At 69.0% G+C, this 24276-nt stretch carries 19 protein-coding genes and 1 pseudogene; 9 read left to right on the plus strand and 11 right to left on the minus strand.

The features are described from left to right. Positions 1-13: 13 nt before the first annotated feature. Complete coding sequence (locus AB0M22_RS35845; RefSeq protein WP_364736451.1) at positions 14-2071, minus strand: neutral/alkaline ceramidase; 2058 nt, start codon at positions 2069-2071, stop codon at positions 14-16. 124 nt (positions 2072-2195) lie between these two features. On the opposite strand from AB0M22_RS35845, the gene AB0M22_RS35850 reads away from it, so the two are divergent. Beyond that, entirely contained in the window at positions 2196-2810 is a 615-nt protein-coding gene (locus AB0M22_RS35850; protein WP_223885260.1) for a TetR family transcriptional regulator, read from the plus strand. A gap of 37 nt (positions 2811-2847) precedes the next feature. Here AB0M22_RS35850 and AB0M22_RS35855 read toward each other — a convergent pair whose 3' ends face one another. Both AB0M22_RS35855 and AB0M22_RS35860 read right to left on the minus strand, forming a co-directional pair. Next, positions 2848-5844: an ATP-binding protein gene (locus AB0M22_RS35855; RefSeq protein WP_364736453.1), complete on the minus strand. Its 2997-nt coding sequence runs from the start codon at positions 5842-5844 to the stop codon at positions 2848-2850. A gap of 980 nt (positions 5845-6824) precedes the next feature. Beyond that, positions 6825-7559, minus strand: a pseudogene (locus AB0M22_RS35860) (DUF3027 domain-containing protein); the annotation flags it as partial. Between the two features lie 17 nt (positions 7560-7576). Here AB0M22_RS35860 and AB0M22_RS35865 point away from each other — a divergent pair. From AB0M22_RS35865 to AB0M22_RS35875, 3 genes are all read left to right on the plus strand, one after another. Further along, positions 7577-8353 carry a glutaminyl-peptide cyclotransferase gene (locus tag AB0M22_RS35865; protein ID WP_364736455.1) on the plus strand — a complete coding sequence of 259 codons (777 nt, stop codon included), beginning with the start codon at positions 7577-7579 and terminating at the stop codon, positions 8351-8353. A gap of 157 nt (positions 8354-8510) precedes the next feature. Continuing rightward, the gene (locus AB0M22_RS35870; protein WP_364736457.1) at positions 8511-10364 is read left to right on the plus strand and encodes an MFS transporter; all 1854 of its coding nucleotides are present in this window, start codon (positions 8511-8513) and stop codon (positions 10362-10364) included. Continuing rightward, entirely contained in the window at positions 10361-10876 is a 516-nt protein-coding gene (locus AB0M22_RS35875) for a DUF2771 domain-containing protein (RefSeq protein WP_364736458.1), read from the plus strand. Before AB0M22_RS35870 ends, AB0M22_RS35875 begins: the two co-directional genes overlap by 4 nt. Before the next feature lie 68 nt (positions 10877-10944). On the opposite strand, the gene AB0M22_RS35880 is transcribed toward AB0M22_RS35875, so the two are convergent. Then, the gene (locus AB0M22_RS35880) at positions 10945-11376 is read right to left on the minus strand and encodes a cold-shock protein (RefSeq protein WP_191094095.1); all 432 of its coding nucleotides are present in this window, start codon (positions 11374-11376) and stop codon (positions 10945-10947) included. A 202-nt stretch (positions 11377-11578) separates the two neighbouring features. Here AB0M22_RS35880 and AB0M22_RS35885 point away from each other — a divergent pair, with 202 nt between their 5' ends. Then, positions 11579-11845, plus strand: a complete 267-nt coding sequence (locus AB0M22_RS35885; RefSeq protein WP_364736459.1) for a hypothetical protein — start codon at positions 11579-11581, stop codon at positions 11843-11845. A 467-nt stretch (positions 11846-12312) separates the two neighbouring features. After that, on the plus strand, positions 12313-12945 hold the full coding sequence (locus AB0M22_RS35890) for a resuscitation-promoting factor Rpf1 domain-containing protein (protein ID WP_364736460.1): 633 nt from the start codon (positions 12313-12315) through the stop codon (positions 12943-12945). A gap of 74 nt (positions 12946-13019) precedes the next feature. Here the strand turns inward: AB0M22_RS35890 and AB0M22_RS35895 are convergent, their stop codons facing one another. Beyond that, positions 13020-13208, minus strand: coding sequence for a hypothetical protein (locus tag AB0M22_RS35895; protein WP_150403929.1), 189 nt, complete (start codon positions 13206-13208; stop codon positions 13020-13022). Positions 13209-13413: 205 nt separating this feature from the next. On the opposite strand from AB0M22_RS35895, the gene AB0M22_RS35900 reads away from it, so the two are divergent. Continuing rightward, a complete protein-coding gene (locus tag AB0M22_RS35900) occupies positions 13414-15708 on the plus strand; it encodes a helicase-associated domain-containing protein (RefSeq protein WP_364736461.1) in 2295 nt (764 codons plus the stop codon). Here AB0M22_RS35900 and AB0M22_RS35905 read toward each other — a convergent pair whose 3' ends face one another. Then, complete coding sequence (locus tag AB0M22_RS35905) at positions 15709-16230, minus strand: hypothetical protein (protein ID WP_364736463.1); 522 nt, start codon at positions 16228-16230, stop codon at positions 15709-15711. 300 nt (positions 16231-16530) lie between these two features. On the opposite strand from AB0M22_RS35905, the gene AB0M22_RS35910 reads away from it, so the two are divergent. Then, a complete protein-coding gene (locus AB0M22_RS35910; protein ID WP_364736465.1) occupies positions 16531-17346 on the plus strand; it encodes a hypothetical protein in 816 nt (271 codons plus the stop codon). A gap of 708 nt (positions 17347-18054) precedes the next feature. Here AB0M22_RS35910 and AB0M22_RS35915 read toward each other — a convergent pair. From AB0M22_RS35915 to AB0M22_RS35935, 5 genes are all read right to left on the minus strand, one after another. Further along, positions 18055-19458 carry a M1 family metallopeptidase gene (locus tag AB0M22_RS35915; RefSeq protein ID WP_364736467.1) on the minus strand — a complete coding sequence of 468 codons (1404 nt, stop codon included), beginning with the start codon at positions 19456-19458 and terminating at the stop codon, positions 18055-18057. A gap of 61 nt (positions 19459-19519) precedes the next feature. After that, positions 19520-20158 carry a LysE family translocator gene (locus AB0M22_RS35920; protein WP_364736469.1) on the minus strand — a complete coding sequence of 213 codons (639 nt, stop codon included), beginning with the start codon at positions 20156-20158 and terminating at the stop codon, positions 19520-19522. A 50-nt stretch (positions 20159-20208) separates the two neighbouring features. After that, positions 20209-20877 (minus strand): DUF3239 domain-containing protein, encoded by a 669-nt coding sequence (locus tag AB0M22_RS35925; RefSeq protein ID WP_364736471.1) that lies wholly within the window; start codon positions 20875-20877, stop codon positions 20209-20211. A 41-nt stretch (positions 20878-20918) separates the two neighbouring features. Further along, complete coding sequence (locus tag AB0M22_RS35930) at positions 20919-22577, minus strand: DNA repair helicase XPB (protein WP_364736473.1); 1659 nt, start codon at positions 22575-22577, stop codon at positions 20919-20921. Positions 22578-22658: 81 nt separating this feature from the next. After that, positions 22659-23246, minus strand: coding sequence for a GNAT family N-acetyltransferase (locus tag AB0M22_RS35935; protein WP_364736475.1), 588 nt, complete (start codon positions 23244-23246; stop codon positions 22659-22661). Between the two features lie 106 nt (positions 23247-23352). On the opposite strand from AB0M22_RS35935, the gene AB0M22_RS35940 reads away from it, so the two are divergent. Next, positions 23353-24258 (plus strand): sigma-70 family RNA polymerase sigma factor, encoded by a 906-nt coding sequence (locus AB0M22_RS35940; RefSeq protein ID WP_364736477.1) that lies wholly within the window; start codon positions 23353-23355, stop codon positions 24256-24258. Positions 24259-24276: the final 18 nt, after the last annotated feature.

Consider the following 24276-nt stretch of genomic DNA (forward strand, 5'->3'; position numbering starts at 1 on the left):
TCACACACGGACGTCAGCCGACCTCGAAGTCGTTGGTAGTACCGGTGAACGGGTGCAGCGCGCCGTCGGGGGTGAGGCTGTCGGCGTAGTGCTGGAACCGGTATCGGCCCGGCGTGGTGTCGGCCGGGATGTCCCAGGTGAACCGGGCCACGGATTCGGCCGCGCCGCGTTTGCTCCAGAAGTACTTCACCGCCCACTCGCCCTCGTTGGCCACCCGCGTCCACTCCCCGGACGCGTTCTGCCGCTGCACTTCCAGGAAGGTGCTGTTGCGGCGGGTGTTGTGTTTCGGATGGGCAGAGACGAATTCGGCGGCGACCTGGGTGCCAGGGGCGTAGGACGGGGCGGGCTGGGTCAGCACGTCGCCGAAGCCGCGGCCGGCCGGGGTGGTGTCCGGGCCCGCGCCGGGCTGGAAGTTCGGTTGCAAGTTGGACGCGTCGCGCGGGGCGGGGCCGCGCGGGACGACCTGCCTGGCCGCGAATGCCGTTGCCAGCCGGGTGAATTCCTGTTGGTAGGCGCAGAGGGTGTAGCGGCCGAACAGGGTCGAGGCGCCCTCGTACTGCTGCGAGTCGTATTCCTCAGGGGTGGTGACGTATTCGTGGTAGGCGTTCGCATAACCCTGCATCAGCACCTGTTCCAGCGGCACGCCGAGCGCGTCCGCGACCGCGCGGCGCACGCGCAGGCCCGAGGTGATGGTGAATTCCCCACCGGCGGCGGCCAAGTAGAGCTCGCCGAGCCGAACGATCTGAATCGGCAACACATTCGGCACCCAGGCCACCGGCGGCATCAGGCCGAGCGGCGCGGCAATCGCCTTGGGCGCCTGCGCATCCGCGAGCCAGGCCGGGGCGGGGGTGTCGGGGCCGCCGAGGGCGTCCAGGAAGGGGTTGCGTACGCCCTCCGGGATGGGCGCGCCGGGGAAGCCGGGTCCGTCCTCGATGCTGCCCGCGATGAGCGAGACGCCGGCCGCGGCGGTCGCGGTGTGCCGCGGCTGCCCGTCCGGGGTGAACCGGCCGTCGACGGCGATGTCGGCCAGGTCGATGTAACACAGCATCGAGTCGACCGGCCCGCTCATCGACTGCGCCTGGGCCAGCGCGTCTTTCGACGCCTGGTACTGGCGCTCGCCGATGATGCGGGTGTTGTCGAACTCGTTCTCGGTGGGGCCGGAGCCGGGGCGCAGGTTCAGGTTCGGGGACATGTCGCCCGCGTTGGTCTGAGCGAAGGCGGCGACGAAACCCGGTGTGCCGTCGAGGTAGCGCACGCCGTGTTCGAGGTGCTCGTAGGCGAACGCCGCGTAACCCTTGTTGTCCGAGCTGATCAGCCGGTTCTCGTTGGTCATCGAGGTGCAGTGGGTGGAGAACCAGGTGATGGCGCCGACCGGCCGGCCACCCTTGACCAGGGACAGGGCCGTCACCGCCGGGTCGATCGCCCCGGGGAAGTGTTGTTTGTCGGCAACGGGATTGAGTTCCCAGGCCACCCGGGACCGGTTGACGCTCGCGTCGTGCAGCTCGCCGTGACCCAGCGCCAGCGAGCCGGGGCCGAGATCGGCGTCCGCGGCGGCGATGGCTTCGACGATCCCGTTGACCTCCGCGTCGTACACCTGCTGCTGAAATCCCAAGATGGACAGGTTGTATGCGTAATCGTTACTGGAGCCGCCACAGGTCGCGTGCGAGTGCGTCGAGGTGAGCACCACGTTCTGCTCGGTGTAGCGATCGCCGAAGCGCCGCGCCAGCTCCGCGAGCACGCCGCGGTGCACGGACTGGAAGATCATCCCGTTCTCCGCGACCACGAAAACGATGCGCCGCCCGGCGCTGCCGATGATGAATGCGCGCGCCCGCGGCCGCAGGTGGATCCCCGCCGTCTGCTGCTCGAGCTGGGAATATCCCATCATTCCGCATTCCGCGGCAGGCCCGGTGATGTCGGAAATACCGACACCGAGCTCGTAACCACCGGAACCCGGCGCGGCCGCCGCCTCGGCGCCGAGCGCGCCGGACATGGCGGGCACCGCCGCGGCGGCGGCGAGCGTCGCCGAACCGACAACGGTTCGGGCAAGAACGGTTCTGCGCGACAGCGGCATACGCGTCTCCTTCGATCTGATGGCAGCGAACCACACAACTGGTCACTCGTCCAGTCGAGATTTTTCTACCGGCGAATTGACTGCACGCTCCCCGAGCGCTTAACTCCCTGGGGTGTCCTCCCGATTGAGCGTCGAAGAAAGACGGGCCCACCTTATCGAGGCCGCTATCGGTCTTGCCGAAAAAAAGGGCGTTGCGGGCGTGACCACGCGCGATGTCGCCCAAGCGGCAGGAGTCTCGCTTGGAGTGGTGCATTACTGTTTCGAAAACAAGGACGCGCTGATGACCGAGCTGGTCAAGGCGTTGTCGATGGAATTACGCGATTCTGTCGACGCCAATGAAACAGTATGGCAAGACGTCGGAAGTGGAAAAGAAGCACTTCAAAAATTGATCCGCGCGGGACTGGAACTGATGTGGCTCAACATAGAAGCCACTCCGGAACGCCAACTGCTCACTTACGAAACCACCACTTACGCACTGCGCGAGGGTGAGCAAACTCCAGCGAAACTCGCAATCGCCCGCGAGCAGTACAACTTCAACGACTCCACCGTCGGCGACATCCTCGAACACGCGCGGGACGCGACCGGGAATCAGTGGTCGGTTCCGCTGCAATCGCTGAGCCGGTTCACGCTGAATGTGATCGACGGAGTGGTGCTGCGCTGGTTGGTGGACAACGACAGTGAGAGCGTGCGGTCGCAGCTGGATCTGCTCAGCCAGATGATCGCCGAGTACGCCGCTTAGCGATTGCCGCTGCGGGACAGGCGGATTCGCCGGTCGGCTAGCGCGGGGTCCGGACGTGCACGGTGTCGCCGTCGCGCCACCACGGAACCGAGGCGGTGGTCTCGATCGCGCCGTGCAGACGGACTTGCAGATCGTCGTGCAGCACCAGATCGCCCGCCTGCCGAGGCAGCGAGAACAGTTGCCGCAGTACGACTCCCAGCGGTTCGGCCGACCAGGTGGTGCGGCGGCCGGGGGTCAGGATCTCGGCGGTGACCGACTCGGAGACCAGGGGCAGGTCGAGCAGGGTCGCCAAGGTGGAAGCGGCCTCGATGTCGCCGGCTACCAAGCGATTCGGGGGCACGGCCAGGCCGAACCAGGGCTGATCGAGGACGAGGGCCTGAGCCGGATCGATGACGTCGCCGGACAGCGCGCGCACCCGGTCGGGCAGGTCGAGATCGGTGAGTTCCAGGCGATCCTCGGCCACCGCAGCCGCCAACGTCGCGTGCGTGCGTGAAACCACCTCGGGGGTAGGCGTTTTCGACGGATCCGCGAGGGCGTTGAGCAGGGCCGTGGCCAATTCGGGGGTGATCACGGACGAGTCGGCCAATATCGCGCGCATCGCGGTGGCGTCGTCGGCCAGACCGGGAACCGCGAATGTCGGCAGCAGCTCGGCGAATTCGGTGTCCGACGGGTGCCGCATCAGGCCGAGCGGCGTGCCGCCGATGCGCGCGTTGGTGCGCAGCCACCACGCGGTGTAGCCGTTGCGATCGGTGAGCAGGCGGCGGGTGCGCGGCGCGGAAGCCAACTGCCACAACGCCTCCGGCCAGGCGGCGTCGTCTACCAGGTCGAGATCGCGGATCGCGGCGAACTCCGGCGGGTCGTCCGACAGCGTCGACCACCAGCGGTCCTCGTCGTCCAGATCGTGATCCGGGCCGGTCGGATCGGCCTCGGTCACCACGGTGAAGTCCCAGCCGACACCGATGGCCCGCAGCGCTTGCGCGCCATAGCCTTCCACCACCGCGGGATCGATCGCGGTGAACGGCGAATCCTCGACCAGCAGCTCGCGCAGCGGGGCGTCGGGCAGCAGCAGCTCGTCGGCCGGGCGCAATTCGCCGTCGATGTCGGGCAATTCGATCAGGCTGAGCCAGGCCGGGAGGGCGGCCGGATCGGCGAGCACGGCCAGGCGCAGGACCGCGTCGATGGTGTCCGCGTCGTCCGGGTGATCTTCCAGCTCGGCACGTAAGTCGGGTTCGCTCAACAGATCTTCGGCGGTCGCCGACCGTGCGCCGAGCCGGGCCAGCAGCGGGTGCGCGGCCTCGGGATGGACCAGCCTGGCCCAATGCACCGGAATCGCGACCTCGAGCTGGTCGTCGAGCACGGTCGTGCGCGGGCCGGTGACCAATCGTCCGTCGGCGAGCGGAACCGCAAGCGCGCCAAGCTCTTCAGCGGCCAACGGATCGCCTACGAACAGCTCCAGCGCCTCGTACAGCGAATACCACCAGTGCGGTGCACGCTCCAGCCCGCTGGACAGCTCCGCCAGGCGCGCCAATCCGAGGCGGTGCACATCCAGCACACCCAGGGCCTCGGCATGCGCGGGCCGGGACAACTCCGGAATCACCAACGGCCCGACCACGTCGTCGAGCAATTGGGCCAAGTCGTCGGTCAGGCCGGTGAACGCACTCGCCCGAGTAGGCACCGCGACGTCGACCGGATCGGCAGCAGGTGCGTCGAATAAGGCCGAGTCGTCGAGCAGTTCGGCACCCGCGCCGGTGGACATCGCGTCCGGCCATGCCGGTGCATTTCCGGTGTCTGCGGCTACCGGCGAATCGGGATCGCCGGCCGAAGTCTCGGCGCGTACCGCGGAATCCGCGGCCGGCGAAACCGACAGGAGCGTTTCTGCGGAGCTGGGCGTGGTGGATGAGCCGTGTTGTGACACTGGGTCGAACAGGGCCGCTGCGGCGTCCTCAGCGGCCTTGCTGCCCGCACTGGGCGCGACGACGATCGGGAGCCACGCCTTGGTCTGGAGTTCGCGGATCAGGGCCTCGCGGAGCAGGCCGTCGGCCTCGCTGCGCGCGAAGCCCGGACTGGGGACGAGCACCAGACGATCGCGGGGCGGCAGGGCGCGGGCGAAATCCGCGTAGCCGGCGGCGAGTTCGGGGAGGCGGGCGCCGGGGAGGAGACGGCGGCGGTCCGGCTGCATGGCGATGTCGGCGATCAGCAGGGCCGGGAGGGAGAGTTCCTCGTCGGAGCGGGTCGGTGCGCGCAGCACGTCCGGGGCGGCGGCGGTCGGCCTGCCGTTGCGCACCGGAAGGAGCCAGCGGGCGTGTGGTGCGCGGTATTGCCACCAGGTCCGGGACGCGTCGGGGCCGGCGACGCGCACCTCTTGCAGGCCGTCGCCGAGATCGTTGGTGGTGCTGGTGAATTCCGCCGCATCGATCGTGATGTGTTGCAGTGCGGGCAGTTCCAGCAGCAGGTCGACGGCTTCGTCGTGCAGGCCGGCGAGCAGGGCGGCGGCATCGGTGTCCGGGCGCAGGCGCAGCACGACTTCGGTGTCGAAGCCGGCGACCGGGACGGCCTCGGTCGGCCAGGCCATCCGCAGCACCGGCGGCGCGAACTCGCCCGGCTGGTCGCTGGCCGCACTGTCGGGGATCCGGATATCGTTGTGCCGCAGCGCGTCCCAGGTCAGGTCGCGGGAGAAGCGGAGCGAGCCGGTGGCCGAGCGCAGTTCGATCTCGTCGCTGACCGACAGCACGGCGGTGAAGCCGACGCCGAACCGGCCGACGGCCGTGACATCGGACTTCCCGGACGCGCGCAGCGCGGTGAGCGCGTGCACGCCGGACAGATCCAGCGGCGCACCGGTATTGGCGATGTGCAGGTGCGCACCGTCGAGCCGGACCACCAGCCGCCCCACGACGCCGGCCTTGGCCGCCGCGTCCGCCGCGTTCTGCGCCAGCTCGGTCAGCAGCCGGTCGCGGTACCCGGCGCGCACCAGATCCGCCTCGGTCGCCGCGTCTTCGCGCAGCCGGGTCGGCGAATCACGCCAGGCGGCAAGCACGCCCGCCCGCAACGCCGAGGTGCCGAACGGATCGGCCGTCTCGGTCAGCTCTGCGGCGATGAGTCGGCCCCGCCGTCGACAACCTGCTCGGCACCGGAGGACGCCGGTGCGTCGGCTTCCGCGTCACCGCTATCGGCAACCACGGTGACCGAACCACTCGGCTCCACCACAACGTCGAAGCTCGGCTTTGCCTCCGCCACATCGCCTGCCGCAGAACCACTTTCATCGGCCTGCACGTCCGCGCTCAGCGTGCCCTCGGCCACCGCCGCATCGACAACCGAGACGGCCGCGACCGGCTCCTCGGCGGATTCAGTTTCGGTAGCCGAAGCCTCCTCGACCGGTGCCACGGCAACATCTGTTGCTACATCGGCCGACTCGGCGACGGTCTCGGCGCTGGGCGCGACCTCGGCCGGCGCCGCCACGACATCCGCGACCTCGGCCGGTGCCGCATCGGCATCCGACACAACCGAATCGACCTCGGCGGCCGGCGCGGTTTCGGCATCCGCGACAACTGCTGCATCGGCCGATCCCGTCTCGGCGACGGGGGGCACAACATTCGAGGCAGGCTCGGTCGAAACCACTGCCGACGCATCGACCGGTTCGGCCTCGACACTCGGCGCGGCCTCAGCCGGTGCCGCGTCGACAACCGGTGCAACCGAATCGGTCACGGGCGACGCGCCCGGCTCGTCGGCGGATTCAGCTTCGATTGCCGGAGCTTCCTCGACCGGTGCCGTTGCCACATCAGCCGACTCGGCGACGGTCTCGGCGCTGGGGGCGACCTCAGCCGGTGCTGCTTCGACATCCGCCACAACCGATTCGGCCTCGGCGACAAGTGCTTCCGTTGCCTCGGTGGATTCGGTGTCAGCGACCGATGTCGCATCGGCGACCGGTGCGGCCGATTCGGCCACGGCCGACTCATCAGCTGATTCGACCTCGGCGGCGGGCTCTGCCGCGGCAGGCGCGACGAGTTCCTCGGCCGGGATCAGGTCCACGGCCGCGTCATCGAATGCCTCGTACAGGGGCGAACCACCGCCGGTCGGCGCGACCGTGTCGGAGTGGGCTCCGCAGCCGTAGGCGACGTGCACGACGTGTCCGTCCGCGCCCATCGCGTTGCCGCAGACGCCGAAGGCCGCGCGCATCGAGCCGGCCAGCGGCAGATAGAAGCCGCACAGGCCGCAGGTGGACGGGGCCGCCTTGGCCATGTCCGCATCGGGGCCGAATTCGGCGTGCCAGCGCTCGGCGGCCTCTTCGCGACCTTCGAGGCTGAGCACCTGGGTGCGGCCGAGGCCGATCTCCAGGGCGACCTCGTCGACCGCCGGGTCGCCGTTGGCGACGTAGCCGGGCACCAGGCGCGGGTCGTTGGGGGGTGGCGCGAGCAGGTCGCCCGGGGCCAGGTCGCCGGGGCGGACTCGCTGGTCCCAGGGCACGAAGTCGGGCGCGACCAGGGCGTCCGGCCCGGGCAGCAGCGCCGATTCGCTCACCGTCGCGTAGTCGGCCTCCGGTGGGGCCGCCACGACGACCGCCCACTGCCAGCCGCGATAGCCGGGCAGCGTGGCCTCGAAGTGGTGGGTTGCCGCGCTGTCGTCCTCGGCAGCCACGCCGAGATGCGCCCCGACACCGGCTGGTTCCAACTCCAGGAGCGCACGGCGGGCCAGATCGACGGCATCGGCCAGAATCGGCCGGACACCGGACTCAGAAACAGAAACTGCGCTCACGGCCTACATTTTGCCGTATGAAACGCAATCGGCAGACGTTGGCCATCGGTGTGCTGGTCGGTCTGGTCATCTGGGGCGGGTGTGCGGCGGCCGATGATGCGTCGCCCGCGATGAATGTCGAGGTCGTGGCCACCCGGTCGCATGATCCGCGCGCGTTCACCCAAGGTCTGGAAATCGATGGCGACGTCCTCTACGAAGGGACCGGACTGTCGGGCGCGTCGAGCGTGCGCGCGACCAACCGCTTCACCGGCGAGCAGTTGGCCAGGGTCGACCTGCCCGCGCCCTATTTCGGCGAGGGAATCACCCTCGCCGGGGACAAGCTGTGGCAGCTGACCTGGCAGGACCACACGGCCTTCGCCAGAGACCCGAACACGCTGGCCGAGGTCGGCCGCGCGTCCTACGAGGGCGAGGGCTGGGGGCTGTGCACCAGGGCCGGGCGGCTGGTGATGAGCAACGGCACCGACACGCTCACCTTCCGCGATCCGGTCACCTTCGCGCCGACCGGCTCGATCCGGCTGACCAGTCACCAGAACGCGCGGCTGAACGAACTCGACTGCGCCGAGGACGGTTCGGTCTACGCCAACGACTGGCCCGGCGACACCATCCTGCGCATCGACCCCGACAGCGGCCAGGTGCTCGCGCAGATCAACGCGGCCGGCCTGCTGCCGCGGCCGCTCATCCCGAACGGCGAGGACACGCTCAACGGGATCGCCCAGATTCCCGGCACCGATCGCTTCCTGCTGGCCGGGAAGAACTGGCCGACCACCTTCGAGGTCCGCTTCGTGCCCGCCTGATCGCGGTGAGTTCCGGCACACCGATTCGCATGCGATTCGCTGTGCGGGGAAGTCCGGGGAGATGCACCGCCGTCAACGACGCGACGAACGTCACCTTCCGCCGACACCTTCGACAGCGAGTGAACGCCCAGCACCGAAGTACGACAGAATTGAGGATGTGACTACTCCCCGCGAACCTTCCGGTCCCGACCGTGATCGGTGGGACGGCGAGGAGTATCCGCCGATCGAACGGCACCCCGGTTTCGACCGGTATCCGCCGCCGAACACCCCGTCCGGCCGCAGGCCGCTGCCGCCGCTGGACCCCGACCGGCTAGCCCGGCGCTCCGACCCGCCCGACCCCGCCGAGGCCGAGACCCGCAGGCACGAGACCCCGCGCCGGGTCTTCCCGCATCGCCCGGAACCGCCGCACCACCCGCCGCCGCCGCGCCCGGAGCCGAAGGCCGCGGTGCCGCCGCCCACCGCGCCGCTGCCCGAGCAATCGGACGAGCCCGCCGACGACACCGCGGTTCCGCCCGGCACCCAACGCGTTCCGCGCAAACTCACGGTCACCCGCGTCGCCGCCATGCGCGGCCGCCAGCTGACCGAGAAGGGCATCGCCACCTTCCAGCGCGCGGCCAAGGCGGACGGCGCCGACAAATCCGGCCTCACCGCGCTGACCTACGCGACGATGGCGAACTTCGCGCTGGACGCCGCGGTCGCCGTCTCGCTGGCCAACACGCTGTTCTTCGCCAGCGCCACCGCGGAGAGCAAGACGAAAGTCGCGCTGTACCTGCTGATCACGATCGCCCCGTTCGCGGTGATCGCCCCGTTGATCGGCCCGATGCTCGACCGGTTGCAGCACGGCCGCCGGGTGGCGCTGGCCACCTCGTTCGCCTTGCGCGCGGTGGTGGCGGTGGTGCTGATCCTCGAATTCGACAGCTGGGCACTGTATCCGCTCGCGCTGTGCATGCTGATCGGCAGTAAATCGTTCTCGGTGTTGAAGAGCGCGGTGACGCCGCGCGTGCTGCCGCCCGATATCGACCTGGTGCGCACCAACTCTCGGCTCACCGTGTTCGGTCTGGTCGGCGGCACCATGGGTGCGGGCGCGATCGCCGCGCTCGCCGCCGCCATCGCCGGCTCCAGTGGCGCGCTGATCTTCGCGGCGGTGATCGCCTGTGCCGGAACCTATCTCAGCCTGCGCATCCCGTCCTGGGTGGAGGTCACCGAGGGCGAGGTGCCCGCGACGCTGAGCTATCACGCACCGACCGAAGCGCTTTCGCCGGAGAAGGAATCCGCGACGCCGCCGCGCAAGCGCAGGCAGCCGCTGGGCCGCTCGGTGGTGACCTCGCTGTGGGGCAACAGCGCCATCCGGGTGCTGACCGGGTTCCTCACCTTCTACGTCGCCTTCGTCGCCAAGGCCACCGAGCACCGCCCGGCCCAGCAGGCCGCGATGCTCGGCGTGGTCGGCGCCATGGCCGCGCTGGGCAACTTCACCGGCAATGCCACCGGCGCCCGGCTCAAGCTCGGCAAGCCGACGCTGATCGTGCTCGGCTGCACCGCGGCCTGCACGCTGGTCGCGCTGTTCGCCACGTTCGCCAACAACCTGCTCGGCGCGGCGCTTGCCGCCCTGATCGCCTCGTGCACCAGTGCGCTGGCGAAGGTGTCGCTGGACGCCTCGATCCAGGACGATCTGCCGCCGGAGTCGATCGCGTCCGGCTTCGGCCGCTCGGAGACAGTGCTGCAACTGAGCTGGGTGGTCGGCGGCGCGGCGGGCGTGCTGCTGCCGACCGACTACTGGAAGGGCTTCGCGGTGGTCACCGCGATCCTGGTGATCGGCCTGGTGCAGACCTTCGTCAGCTACCGCGGGCATTCGCTGCTGCCCGGCCTCGGCGGAAATCGTCCGCAACACGCGGAACAGGAGGTTCCCGCGACCCGGCCGATGCCACAGACTTCGAACGCATACCGTCGACCAGGGACGAGCGGCGGCGAGACCAGCCGTATCCAGCCAGGAATAGGAGACCCGAGCCAGTGAGCGAGAAGCTCAGCCCGCGCGCGATCGGCGCACTCGTCGTTGCCGCACTACTCGTGTTCACCGTCGCCTTCGTCGGCGTCCTGGTGGTGCTGGTGCGCAACGCGGACGAGCACGATCCGGTGATCACCGCCTACGCCCACGGCAAGACGGTGGACGTCACCCCGTACGTGTACTGCACGGTGCAGATGGAGGACTGCCGTTACGGGCAGACCATCGAACTGAAGGTGCCCAAGGACTACCCGTTGCAGCTGTCGCTGCCGAAGCAGGTGGCAGACGCGCCGTGGCTGGCTCAGCTGGTCTACGCGCTGCCCAACGGCGACCGGATCGACCGGGTGATCAGCCACGCGAACTTCGACGCCGGCGCGCTGGCGGTCACCATCGACTCGCATCCGGAACCGGATCTGCGGCTGGTCGGGGTGGAGTTGCAGCTGCCGATCCTGGCCAGGGACAAGGACACGGGCAAGGAGTTCTACCTGCCGCACGCGGCCTGGTCGATCAGCACCGCCGCCTGACCCTCAGCTACGACAACCAGCGCGTGGGCTCATGAGCCCACGCGCTGGTTTTATCGATCAGTCGAAACTCAGTGGTCGAGTTCGCGCGCGACCGCGCGGACGACCTCGGAGATGCGCTGCGCCGTCTTGCGATCCGGGTAGCGACCCTTGCGCAGGTCCGGCTGCACCGTCGCCTCGAGCAGGGTGATCATGTCCTCGACCATCCCGTGCAGCTCGTCCGGCGTGTGCTTGCGGGCGACCGGCTCCTTGCGGACGCGCTCGCGCTCCTGCCGCTCCTGGCCCTGTCGAACCGACGGCGGGGCCTCGAGCAGCTTCAGGCTCAGCGCCTGCGGGCCACGACGGCCCGCGGCCATGCCGAATTCGACGCGCTGCCCCGGCTTGAGTCCCTCGACGCCATCGGGCAACGCGGACGAACGGACATAGACGTCCTCACCCTCGTCCTGGGAAAGGAAGCCGAAGCCCTTTTCGACGTCGTACCACTTCACCCTGCCGGTCGGCACTGCGCTCACCCGTTCATCATCGAAAAACTCGAACCCCACCGGCCCGAGCACATCTGTTCACGGAATCCGCTGCGGCACAACGCCCGGAACGGATTCTCTTCTGTTTGCGAAAAGAACGCGCCCAGCAGTGATGCGGGACGCGCTTGCCTACGAGTCTACCCCGGTGCCTATAACGCAAGCACATCAGTTTTACGGTCGTCCGGTGACGAACCCCTCCGCTTCACCACCGCCGCACAACGCCGATCCCTCGTCGACCGGGGGCGGGCAGCGCAGGCCCGGCGACTGGTTGCTACAGCTCGCGCTCGGCCTGTTCGCGCTGGGATTGCTGGCGATCGTCGCCATCTTCCTGATCCCGGTGCTGTCGGACGGATCGCCGGGGCTGTGGCTCTACTTCGCCGCGCTGCTCGCGCCGCTGGGATTTCTGTTCGCGATCGTCTTCGCCCTGCGGTCGGGGCGGCGCTCGCGGTGATCGGCCCGGCGGCGATCGGCCCTGGCCACAGGGGATGATCGAACCCGTGTTCGGATCGATCTGACTCGAAGGTCACCGGTGCGCTGCGAACGGGTTACCCGAGTCTGTCGTTACCAAATCCCCGTTGTGATCCTCGTCACATAACGGGGAGGTCACGGACCGGTGACGGCCCGGCACTCGTCTGAGCGCACCGCGTCTAGCTGCAAAGAAGGGTCTACGCCCGGGCCGAGACCGGGCCGAGACCCGCTCGTACACGCCGGTTACCAAATGGTGATTTTTCCCGCCGATCGTCGTACCGTTCTTACCGAGCCGGGACAACCGGCACACACCGGCCCGCCGCACCGAACCTCGCCCCGCGGGACACCGGAAACCCGACGGAAACGTAGGGGCGAGGGCGGGCATGACGACCTCTCAGTCCAGCCCGACCGATGACCTCGCAGGTGCGTCGAGAGGAAGACGAACCCGATATGAGTGGACGCCATCGCAAGCCAAGCTCCACCGGACGCACGGTAGCCAAGGTTGCTGTGACCGGTGCGATCATCGGCACCGCGGGTGTGGCCCTCGCTGGCAACGCCAGCGCGGCACCCGACTCCGACTGGGATCGCCTCGCACAGTGTGAGGCCGGCGGTAACTGGGGCATCAAGACCGGTAACGGTTTCGACGGTGGACTGCAGTTCTCCCCGAGCACCTGGCAGGCCCACGGTGGCGGCGAGTACGCGGCCAGCGCCAACCAGGCCTCCCGCGAGCAGCAGATCGCCGTGGCCGAGAAGGTCCTCGCCTCCCAAGGCTGGGGCGCCTGGCCGAGCTGCTCCTCCAAACTGGGCCTGAGCAGCGCGCCCACCCAGCGCTCCGCCCCCACCACCAACGAAACCCCGCGCTGGAGCCCCGAGCCCGCGCCGCAGGCCGCTCAGGCCGCGCCGGACAGCACCCAGCAGGTCTTCTCGGCCGTCGACCGCGCACTCGAGGTCGTTCAGGGCCAGGGCGTCCAGGTGCCCAAGGAAGCCTTCGACTTCTTCAACGCCGCCAAGGCGAGCAACGCCAAGCTCGATCCCGCCATCGTGAACTTCTACGAGGCGAACAAGGGTCTGCTGCCTTCCTGATCAACCACGAATAAGGCCCCGCATCCTCGGATGCGGGGCCTTATTCGTATCTGTCGGACTTCCCGTCCGGAAAATCAGCGGTTGATGACCGTGTTCGGGTGCATGTAAGGCAGCTGATCCGCCGGAAGCGGGAACTCGGTGTCCTCACCGTACGGCGAGAGTCCACCGGAACGGGTCGACGAGAGTTCGGTGACCGCGTGGTCACCTTCGGCGACCTTCGGCCAGCCGTTGTCGACATACGGTTTCTTCGATTTGTTCACCACGACCCTCATGCTAGCGGCTCGTCCGCCGCTCCGAGCCGCAGGCCAGAGCTAGTCGGCAAACTCTTCGCGTCGGCGACCGGTGGTGTGCGCGTAGGTAAGTCGGCCGGTTGTCCATGCACTCGCGAAATCGGCGATGACCTGGGTATCTGCTGTGCAGTCAACGCCGCACCGGCGTACCCCGATCCGAGACCGTAGGCTGGATCGGATGACCGCGACCTCCCTCGCCGGATGGCTCGGTGCACGCAGTGATGCCCAACTGGTCACGCTGCTCGAACTCCGGCCTGATCTGGCTGTGCCGCTGCCCTCGTCGATGGCCGTGCTGGCCGCGCGGGCCGAGCAGCGTGCCTCGGTGCTGCGCGCCACCGATGACCTGGACACTCTCGATTTCGCGATCCTGGAAACCCTTGCGGTGCACGGGGTGACGCGCACCGAGAGCAACGGCGCTCCGCTGACCCGCGCCGAGTTGCACGTGCAGCTGAACGAACGGGTGAGCACCGCGGCCATCGATGCGGCGATCGAGCGGCTGACCGCCCGCGCACTGGTCTGGACCAGCGACGATGCGCTGCACCTGATCACCGCCGCGGTCGAGGCGCTGCCCTGGCCGATCGGCAGCACCACCGAGATCCCCGACTCGCTCACCGAACCCGAGGTCCGCGAGGTCCTGCCCGAGCTCGGCTCGGCCGCCCGGGCGCTGCTGGACAAGCTGGCCACCACCGGCCCGCGCGGGCGCACCAGGGACGCCGCGCCGGGCACCCCGGCCGATCGTCCGGTGCAGCAGCTACTTGCCCGCAGGCTGTTGAACCGGATCGACGACGAGACGGTGGAACTGCCCGTCACGGTCGGCCAGGTGCTGCGCAACGAGCCGGTGACGCACCCGCACGCGCTGACCCCGCCCGCGCCGAAGCCGAAGAAACAGACCTCCGCCGACGTGAACGCCGTCGCCGCAGGCGAAGTCGGCGAGCTGCTGCGGCACTGCACCGCCATCCTGGACATCCTCGGGCAGGCCCCGGCCCCCGCCTTGCGCGCGGGCGGGCTCGGCGTGCGCGAACTGCGCCGGATCGCCAAGCAGGCCGGCATCGACGAGCCGCGGGCGGGTTTGCTGGTGGAACTGCTGGCCGCCGCACGACTGATCGAAAAGGGTTTGCCGGACCCGCCGCCGGAGGTCGACTCGACCGACGACTTCTGGGCGCCGACGCCCGCGGTCGACGCCTGGCTGGAGGCGCCGCTCGCCCGGCGCTGGGCCGCACTGGCCATGGCGTGGCTCGATATGGACCGAATGCCGTGGATGATCGGTCTCCGCGACGCCAACGACAAACCCCTCGCGGCGCTCTCGCTGGAGCTGCGCACCCCGCACGCGCCCCGCGACCGGCACGCGATCCTCGGCCTGCTCGCCGAATATCCATCCGGCAGTGCCCTCACCCCCGCCGACCTCGGCCGGGTGCTCGCCTGGCGGCAACCGCGCTGGCGCAGGCACTTTCGGCTGGAGGCGGTGGAACACACGCTGGCCGAGGCGGCGGCGCTCGGCTTCGTCGGCCGCGGCGCGCTCGGCTCCCCGGCCCGCGCGCTGCTGCACGGCTCGCCGACCAGCGCGGCCGATGCCGAGGCGGCGATGGAGTCGGCGTTGCCTGCGCCGGTCGATCACGTGCTGGTCCAGGCGGATCTGACGGTGATCGCCCCCGGCCCGCTCACCGCGGACCTACAGCAGCGGATCGAACTGGTCGCCGACGTCGAATCCGCCGGTGCGGCAACGGTTTACCGCATCAGCGAGACGTCCGTGCGCCGCGCGCTCGACGCCGGGCTGACCGCCGCCGAACTGCACGCGCTGTTCACCAAGCACTCGCGCACCCCGATCCCGCAGGCGCTGACCTATCTGATCGACGACGTCGCCCGGCGGCACGGACAGCTGCGGGCGGGCATGGCCCAGTCGTTCCTGCGCAGCGACGACCCGGCGCTGCTGGCCCAGGTGCTGGCCGCACCGGTGGCGGGCACGCTCGCGCTGCGGGCCATCGCGCCGACCGTGGCGATCGCCCAGGCGCCGCTCGGCGAGGTGCTCGAGCAGCTGCGCGCGGCCGGTTTCGCGCCGGCCGGCGAGGATTCGGCGGGCATCATCGTGGATCTGCGGCAGCGCGGCGCGCGAATCTCCGCCCGGCCCAATGCCCGGCCGCCGTGGCGGCCGATGCCGCCGAGCACCGAACAGCTGGAACTGCTCGTCACCGAGCTGCGCGCGGCCGAACGCGCCACCAGTGCGCGCTCCGCGCAATCGGTGCGGATGGACGGCACCCGGACCAACACCGCGGCGACCCTGGCCCTGCTGCAACTGGCGGCGCGGGTGCGGCGCTCGGTGAATATCGGCTACGTCGACGCGTCCGGCGTGGCGACCCAGCGCGTGGTGGAACCGCTCAAGGTCGGCAACGGCCAGCTGGACGCGCTCGACCCGGTGACCGGCGCGGTCCGGCACTTCACGCTGCACCGGATCGCGTCGGTCGCCCTGCTCGAATAATCAGGCCTTGGGCTTGGCCAGGCAGAAGGTGGTCTTCGGCGCCTCGGAGATCAGCCGGAAGCTGTCCGCGTCGGCCCCGCACAGCAGCTCGTCGGCCTCGCCGTCGATCCGCTTCACCACCTTGAAGGTCGCCTCGGTGGAACCGCAGTCCACGCTCTTGACGCCGGCCGCGCTGCTCTCGTTGTAGCAGCTGCCCTGCTTGAAATTGGGCGCCAGGCACAGGAACGCGGTGCCGCCTGCGAGGTTCGCCTGGTAGGCGGTGTAGTCCGTCGCGCAGTCGACCTTCTTGTCGGAGCTCTGCGCGATCTTGTAGACCGCCTTGTCGGACGAGCAGTCGACCGTCTCGGTCTTGGCATCGGCCGAGGCACCCTTGACGATGCAGTCACCGACCTTGGCCGACGACCCGCCGGCCTTGCTGTCATCCTTGGCCGACGAACAACCGACCAGCGTGACGATTACCGCCGCCACCGCGACGAGGGCAAGCACCACGCGTGCCAGCAGCCTCGCTCCTGGAAACTTCACCTGAAAACCTCTCTCACCGAACACATTCACGCCGCTCGCGAACGCGGTGAGGATACCCGGACGCCGAGTGCGACCGCATCAGCTCTACGGGTGATATCGAGACTTGCGGACGTGCGGACTACCAGGTGCTCCACATGCCGAGCAGGGCGTACCCGAGGATGCTGGGCAGTAGGCGGCCGAGCAGTTGGAATCCAAAGCTATTCACTAGCAATGCCTTTCGCGTATTACCCATAACGTGGACATTCGTCCAACACGTGGGTTCTTTCGCTCCGGCGGACCGAGTCGTTACGCTTGGCCAGTATGACGCTGGACGAGGTTGCCCGCGACTTGTACGGACTCGCCCCGGGCGAGTTCGTCGCCGCCCGCACGGCCAAGGCCGACGCGGCCAAGGAGGCGGGCGACAAGGAACTCGCGACCGCCATCGGCAAATTGCGCAAACCCACGATCACCGCGTGGACAGTGAACCTGCTGGCCCGCGAGGCGCCCGAGGACGTGGCGGCGCTGCTCCAGCTGGGTGCGGCGCTGCGTTCGGCGCAGCGCAAGCTGTCCGGCGCCGAGCTGCGCAGCCTGACCGGGCAGCGGCAACAGGCAGTCAACGCACTGGCCAAAAAGGCAGGCACGCTGGCCGCGGAGCACGAGCGTCCGGTGAACGAGAGCGTGCTGCGCGAGGTCGGGCAGACGCTGAACGCGGCATTGGCCGATCCGGAGGTGGCCGAGCAGGTACACAACGGGACGTTGGCCACCTCGGCGACCTATGACGGGTTCGGTCCGGCCGGTCCCGGGCTGGTCGCGGTCGACGACGCGGCCGAACCGGCCGAGGCTCCCGCCGAGGACAATCCGCGCCACGATCTGGACGACGCGTTGGAGTCCCTCGAATCCGCACGCACAACCAGGGATTCAGCGCACGACGAGGCCGACCGTGCGGCAGATCAGCTGGGCGACATCGACTCCCGGATCACCGAACTGAAGGAAGCGCTCGCCCAGGCCGAACAGGAACGGCAGTTCGCCCGCGCGGCCGAACGCGCAGCCCAAGACCAATTACGTTCGGCGCAAAAGCAACTCGACCGAGCCGAACGCTGGGTTGAGCGAGCGCGCGAGCGCGTCGACGGCGAATAAGGATCAGCCGCAGACACCGACCAGCCAGCACAGACTGCAAACGATGTGCGCCCCCAGTTCGCCACGCGGACAGCGGAATCCGCACCCTGACTCGGGATCCGCACTGGCTTTAGGGCCCTATTCTCGGTGCGGATCCCGAGAGCGAGTGCGGATCTTGGGAGAAACCGGCTCGAGGGGCACTTCGCAGGCAGGTTCACCCGCTTCGCAGGCAGGTTCACCGTCGAACCCACCCCTGGACCACCACCGAAACCGCCACCGACCCGACCCGCTCTTGTCCGAAGCGTTTGTAACCGGACCACAGCCAAGGAACCACGCCGGAACTCGACGAACACGCACCTGGCTGCGGGAGGTAAGCCGGGTACGGCACACGACGCGCCCAGCACTGCTCCAGTGAAAACCTGTGTAGGTCTTCAGCTTTCTATTGCCAGGTCACTCTGGGATGTCTGTTGTTGTGCCTGCCTGGATAGGTGTACCTGGTCCCTGGGGATGATCGAGTAATGCTGGGCGCGTCAGGTGGGGTACCCGGCTTACCTCCCGCAGTTGGGATGGGCAACGTGGCAGTTCCGGCGTGGTTCCTTGGCTGTGGTCCGGTTCAGAGACGGCAAGGAATTCGAGGTGAGTCAAATGGTCGTTCTCGAACATCGAGGTTAGTCAAATGGTTGCTGTTGAAGATCATTTAGCGACCATTTGACTAACCTCGATGGTGGCTCAGCCGCGCAGGGTGCCTGGGTAGAGGTACTCGTCCGGGGGCGGGGTGTTCTGGTTGAGCCAGGCGTCGAAGAAGCCGGTCAGATCCGTCGGCGACTTCGACTGCACGAACGTGCGGAACTCCGGCATCGACGCGTTCGCGTAGGCGTGCGCCGCGTTGAATTCCCGTACCGCGGCGAAGAATACGGCGTCCCCGAGCTGCCTGCGCAGCGCGTGCAGGAACAGTGGCCCGCGGTAGTAGACCGAGGTGAATTCCTTTCCGGCGCCGGGGTTCGCCAGCGGGATCTCCCAGAACTCGCTGTTGGCCAAGTACTTCTGGAGGGTCTGCCGGTATTCCGCGTCGACGTCCTTGCCCTCCTTCTGCTCCGGCCACAGGTAGTCGGCGGTGTAGCTGGCGAAGCATTCGTTCAGGCACACGTCCGACCACTGCCGCACCGACACCGAATCGCCCCACCACTGGTGGGTGATCTCGTGCACCGCGGTCGGCAGGTCGGTCCAGGGCGCGTAGATCGGCCGGGTCTGGGTCTCCAGCGAGAACATGATGTCGGCGTCCACGTAGATGCCGCCGGAGGACTCGAACGGATAAGGGCCGTAGAGGCTTTCGATGAAATCGAGGATCTCCGGCAGGCGCTGCTCGGTCTCCCGGTTGCGTTCGGCCTGCGGGGCGAAGGCGCTGATCAGCGGGGTGCCGTTGGCCCGGCGCTGCTCCAGGAAGCTGAACTTGTCGATCGCGATGGTGGTCAGGTAGCCGATCACCGGCTGGTTGGCCGCCCAGCTGACCGTGCGCCGCTCGCCCTGCACCTCGTCCTGGGTGCGCAGGCCGTTGGAGACGACCTCCCACTCCGCGGGGACGGTCGCGTGCAGCGCGAAGGTGGCCTTGTCCTGCGGCGTGTCGTTGAGCGGGTACCAGCTGGTCGCCGAGTGCGGCTCGCCCGCGGCGAACGCGCCGCCGCTCGGCGCGTAGGTCCAGCCGTTGCCCTCGGTGTTCTGCGCGATGCCCGCGTAGTCCACGGTCACCGTGAACGGCAGGCCGGGTAGCAGCGGAACCGACGGGGTGATGGTGAGTTCGTGCTCGCCGTTGCGGTTGAACCCGGCGGGCAGGTTGTTCACCGTCACCGCACGCACGTCCGGGCCGGCGAAGTCGAGGTTGAACGCGCGCAGCGCCTGGGTGGCGAGGGCGTCGATGCGGGTCTTCCCGGTGAGCTGATGGCTCGCCGGCTCGTAGTCGATGGTGACGTCGTAGTGACGGGCGTCGTAGCCGCCGTTGCCGTCCTCCGGGTAGTACGGGTCGCCGAGGCCGGACGATCCGGTGAACGGATCGGGCGGCGGGTCCGCGGCGGCAGGCGCCCCCGCGGTGACGACCGCGCCCACGACCACCGCACACATCCAGCCGGACAACCTCATTCGACAACCACCCCTCTTACTTCCGGTACAGCCGTACCAACCCCGATGGATGGTAGCCGGTTCAGTCCGTGCTGCCGCTCAGCGCCACCGACGCGCCGAGCCCGACGATCATCATCCCGCCGGCCCCGCCGACCGCCTCCAGCCGCCGCGGCGAGCGGGCGAACCAGCTGCGCGCGGAGGACGCGAGCAGCGCCCACGCGCTGTCCGAGACCACCGCGATCGCCAGGAAGATCGAGCCGAGGATCAGGAATTGCAGCGGCAGCGACCCGGCGGCAGGATCGGCGAAGTGCGGCAGGATCGCCGCGAAGAAGATGATCGCCTTCGGGTTGGTCACGCCGACGATCACGCTCTGGCGCAGCACCTTCGCGTCCGGTACCAGGTCGACCTTGGCGCCCAGCGCGTCGAGCAGCGTCTTACGCTCGCGAATCGCCTGCACGCCGATGTACATCAGGTACAGCGCACCGGCGAACTTGATCACGGTCAACGCGAGCGCGGAGGCCATCAGCAACGTGCCCAGCCCCACCGCGACGAGCAGCAGCGCGACGAACACGCCCATGCAATGCCCGACTACAGACAGCAACGCCGCGCGCCGGCCGAGCGTGAGCGCCCGTCCGATGGTGAACAGCACCCCGGGCCCGGGGACGATGATGAGGACGGTCGCCGCCGCGAGAAACGCCAGCAGGTTGGACATCGGAACCATCTTCGGAGTCTAAGCGGCGGCGCAACCCGAAATCAGGGATTTTTCCCGGCTCAGGAACCGAGATCGTCGGGCAGCTGGTGCGGATCGAGCAGCAGCCGCTTGGCCGGCGCGCGCCGGACCTTCTCGGTGAGCGCGAGATTGTCGGTGAGCAAACGCCATTCGGCGTCGCTGATCGCGGCGCGGGCGCGTTCGATCACCTCGTCGTCGGTGGTGCCCCAGGCGATCGGCATGGCGCTGACCGACTGCCAGCGCTCCCCGACCTGCCGCGGCGCGCGATCGGTGCGCACCGCGACCGCGGGCACCCGCTCCCCCGCGGCCATCTCGTGCCCGGGCAGCGCGCGGACCCGGCGGATGACCAGCGCGTAGCGCGGATCGGTGGCGTCCGGCTTGGCCACGTCGACCAGGGCAAGCAGCACCACGCTCGCCGGATAGGTCTCCGAGACCACCGCGGGCACCAGCTCACCGTCGGTGTAGAGCTTGTCGATGCTCGCGTGTCGCGCGGTCCAGAAGGCCACCCACAGCGAGACCACCGCGCCGAGGATGAATGCGATGGTCAGCAGGTAGGCCCACGGGTGGTCCAGGTAGATCAAATACGCCGCGCCTGCGGTCGCGATGATCGCTGCGGCAATCGCCCCTATACGTAGTCGACGCTGGTCGGCGAAGACTTCGTTGACCGCGCGGGCATGCTTGCGGTCCACCGGGAATTCGAAGCGTCGCACGTCCCTATTCCTAGCACAGTTTACGGAGGAGTCGCCTCCACTTATCCGATGGGCGGTCCGAGCAGGTCGTCGGCGTCCATGATTCGGTAGGCATACCCTTGTTCGGCCAGAAAACGCTGCCGGTGCGCCGCGTATTCGGCGTCGAGGGTATCCCGGGCCACCACCGAGTAGAAATGGGCTTGGCCGCCATCGTGTTTCGGCCGCAGCAACCGGCCCAGGCGCTGCGCCTCCTCCTGGCGGGAGCCGAAGGTGCCCGAAACCTGCACCGCAACCGAGGCTTCCGGAAGATCGATGGAGAAGTTCGCCACCTTGCTGACCACCAGCACCGGGATATCGCCCTGCCGGAACGCCTCGAAGAGTTCCTCGCGCTCTTTGGTTTTCGTCGAACCCTGGATCACCGGCGCGTTCAGCGCGGCGCCCAGCTCGTCGAGCTGGTCGAGGTAGGCGCCGATCACCAGGGTCGGCGCATCCGTGTGCTTGGCCAGGATCGACTGCACCACCGGGATTTTCGTGCGCGCGGTGGAGCACAGCTTGTAGCGCTCCTCCGGCTCGGCGGTGGCGTAGGACATCCGCTCGGCGTCGGTGAGCGTCACCCGCACCTCGATGCACTCGGCGGGGGCGATCCAGCCCTGCGCCTCGATGTCCTTCCACGGCGCGTCGTAGCGCTTCGGGCCGATCAGCGAGAACACGTCGCCCTCCCGGCCGTCCTCGCGGACCAGGGTCGCGGTGAGGCCGAGGCGGCGGCGCGATTGCAGGTCGGCGGTCATCCGGAAGACCGGCGCGGGCAGCAGGTGCACCTCGTCGTAGATGACCAGGCCCCAGTCGCGGCTGTCGAACAGCTCGAGGTGCCGGTATTCGCCCTTGGTCCGGCGGGTGATCACCTGGTAGGTCGCGATGGTGACCGGGCGGATCTCCTTGCGCTCGCCGGAGTATTCGCCGATCTCCTCCTCGGTCAGCGAGGTGCGCGCCAGCAGCTCGCGGCGCCACTGCCGGCCCGCCACCGTGTTGGTGACCAGGATCAGCGTGGTCGCCTTGGCCTTCGCCATGGCGGCCGCGCCGACCATCGTCTTGCCCGCGCCACAGGGCAGCACCACGACCCCGGAGCCGCCCGCCCAGAACGAGTCGGCGGCCATCTCCTGATAGTCGCGCAGGTGCCACTTGTCGTCGGAGTAGTCCAGCTCGATCGGATGCGCCTCGCCGTCGACGTAGCCGGCCAGATCCTCGGCGGGCCAGCCGATCTTCAGCAGCATCTGCTTGATCCGGCCGCGCTCGGAGCCGTGCACGACCACGGTGTCGTCGTCCAGCCGAGCCCCGAACATCGGCGCGAGCTTCTTGTGCCGCAGCACCTCCTCGAGCACCGCGCGGTCCAGGCTGACCAGCACCAGCCCGTGCGCCGGATGCTTGACCAGCTGCAACCGCCCGTACCGGGCCATGGTGTCGACGATGTCGACCAGCAGCGGCTGCGGCACCGCGTACCGGGAGAAGTTGACCAGCGCGTCCACCACCTGCTCGGCGTCGTGCCCGGCCGCGCGCGCGTTCCACAAGGCCAGCGGCGTCACCCGATAGGTGTGCACGTGCTCGGGCGCGCGCTCCAACTCGGCGAACGGCGCGATGGCCTGCCGCGCCGCGTCGGCCAACTCGTGGTCGACCTCCAGCAGCAGCGTCTTGTCACTCTGCACAATCAGTGGACCGTCGGTCACAGCCCCTCCTCGCATCGATTCCGGACCATTCTCCCTGAGACCCCCGACAGCCCGGCACGGCCGGTCCCCTGACCACGACAATTACCGTTGCAGGGCCCGGTCGAACTCGGCGGGCCAGCCCTCCGCGGGTCCCGGCGGGTCGGTGGGAAGACGCGCGGCCAGCCAGTGGTCGCGGCTGCGGCCGCGTTGCAGGCTGCCTTGCCGGGCCAGGCCCTCGTAGCGGAAACCGGTGCGGCGGGCCACGGCGGCGGAGGGGTAGTTGCCGACGAACGCGCGCCAGCTGATCCGGCGCAGCGCCAGGCCGTCGGGCCGGAAGGCGTAGTCGCAGACCAGGTTCACCGCCTGGGTCATCAGGCCGCGCGAGCGTTCGCCCGGGGCCAGCCAGAAGCCGATCTCGGCCGAGGACTCGTCCCGCTCGCCGAGGCCGATCATGCCGACCACGGTGCCGCCCTCGCGCAGGCGCAGCGCCCAGGTGGGGCTGCGGCCCGCCCAGCCGGGGCGGACGATGTCATCGACGAAGGTCTGCGCGTTGTCCCGGGTATAGGGCACCGGGATGGTCACCCACTCGCCGATGGACGGATGCTGACAGCACTCGGTGATGGCATCGATATCGGCGGCGGTGGGGATCGACAGCCAGACCGTTCCGTTCGACAGCGCGCGTGCGTCCATCGAGTCATGTTGTCACGAAACGCCGGATCTGAGCATCGGCCTTGCCGCGCGCCGGGCCGGGGCACCGCGGTAAACCGACCGGCCCGGAGATCGTAGAATCTCCCTGATGGTTGCCGCTCTGCTTGCCGGATTGTTCGAATCACATCGAGCGCATCTGCTCTCGGTCGCGTATCGGCTGACGGGCAGCGTCGGCGACGCCGAGGACGCGGTGCAGGAGAGCTGGCTGCGCCTGGCCGGCGCCCACCAATCCGAGATCGACGACCCGCGCGCCTGGCTGACCACCGTGGTGAGCCGAATCTGCCTGGACCGCTTGCGCAGTGCCGCGGTGCGCCGGGAAAGCTATGTGGGGCAATGGCTGCCGGAGCCGGTGGTGACCGCGCGCACGCCGTCGAGCACGCCGGACCCGCTGGAGGCGGTGGTCCGCAAGCAGGAATACCGGCTCGCGGCCATGGTGGTGCTGGACCGCCTCACCCCGCCGCAGCGAGTGGCTTTCGTTCTGCACGAAGGACTTTCGGTGCCGTTCGACGAGATCGCCGAGATCCTCGACGTATCGGTCGAGGCCGCGCGCCAGCTCGCGGTGCGGGCGCGCAAGGCGGTGGCGGACACGCCGCCGCCGGTGTCGGACGCCGAGCACGAGGCCGCGGTGCAGCGCTTCCTGACCGCGCTGCGCTCCGGTGACGTGCGCGCGGTTACCGCTGCGCTGCACCCGGATTCGGTGGTGATCGGCGATGCCGACGGCACCACCTCGACCGCGGTGAACATCCTGCGCGGTGCGGATCGGATCGCGCGCTTCTACCTGGGCCTGGTGCGCAAGTACGGCCTGGACGGCACCGCCGTGGATCCCGCGTACAACTACGAATTCGCCTCGGTCAACGGGCAATTGGGCATGGTCGTCACCGCAGGCTATGGACACCCGCCGCGGGTCATGGGTTTCACCATCCGCGACGGACTGGTCTGGGGCACTTACGATCTGGCGAATCCGGCCAAGCTGACCGGCATTCGGCTGGGCTGAGCCCGCCGGGCCGGCCCC

The organism is Nocardia sp. NPDC051756 (genome assembly GCF_040681495.1).
In the GTDB taxonomy this organism is placed as follows: Bacteria; Actinomycetota; Actinomycetes; order Mycobacteriales; family Mycobacteriaceae; genus Nocardia.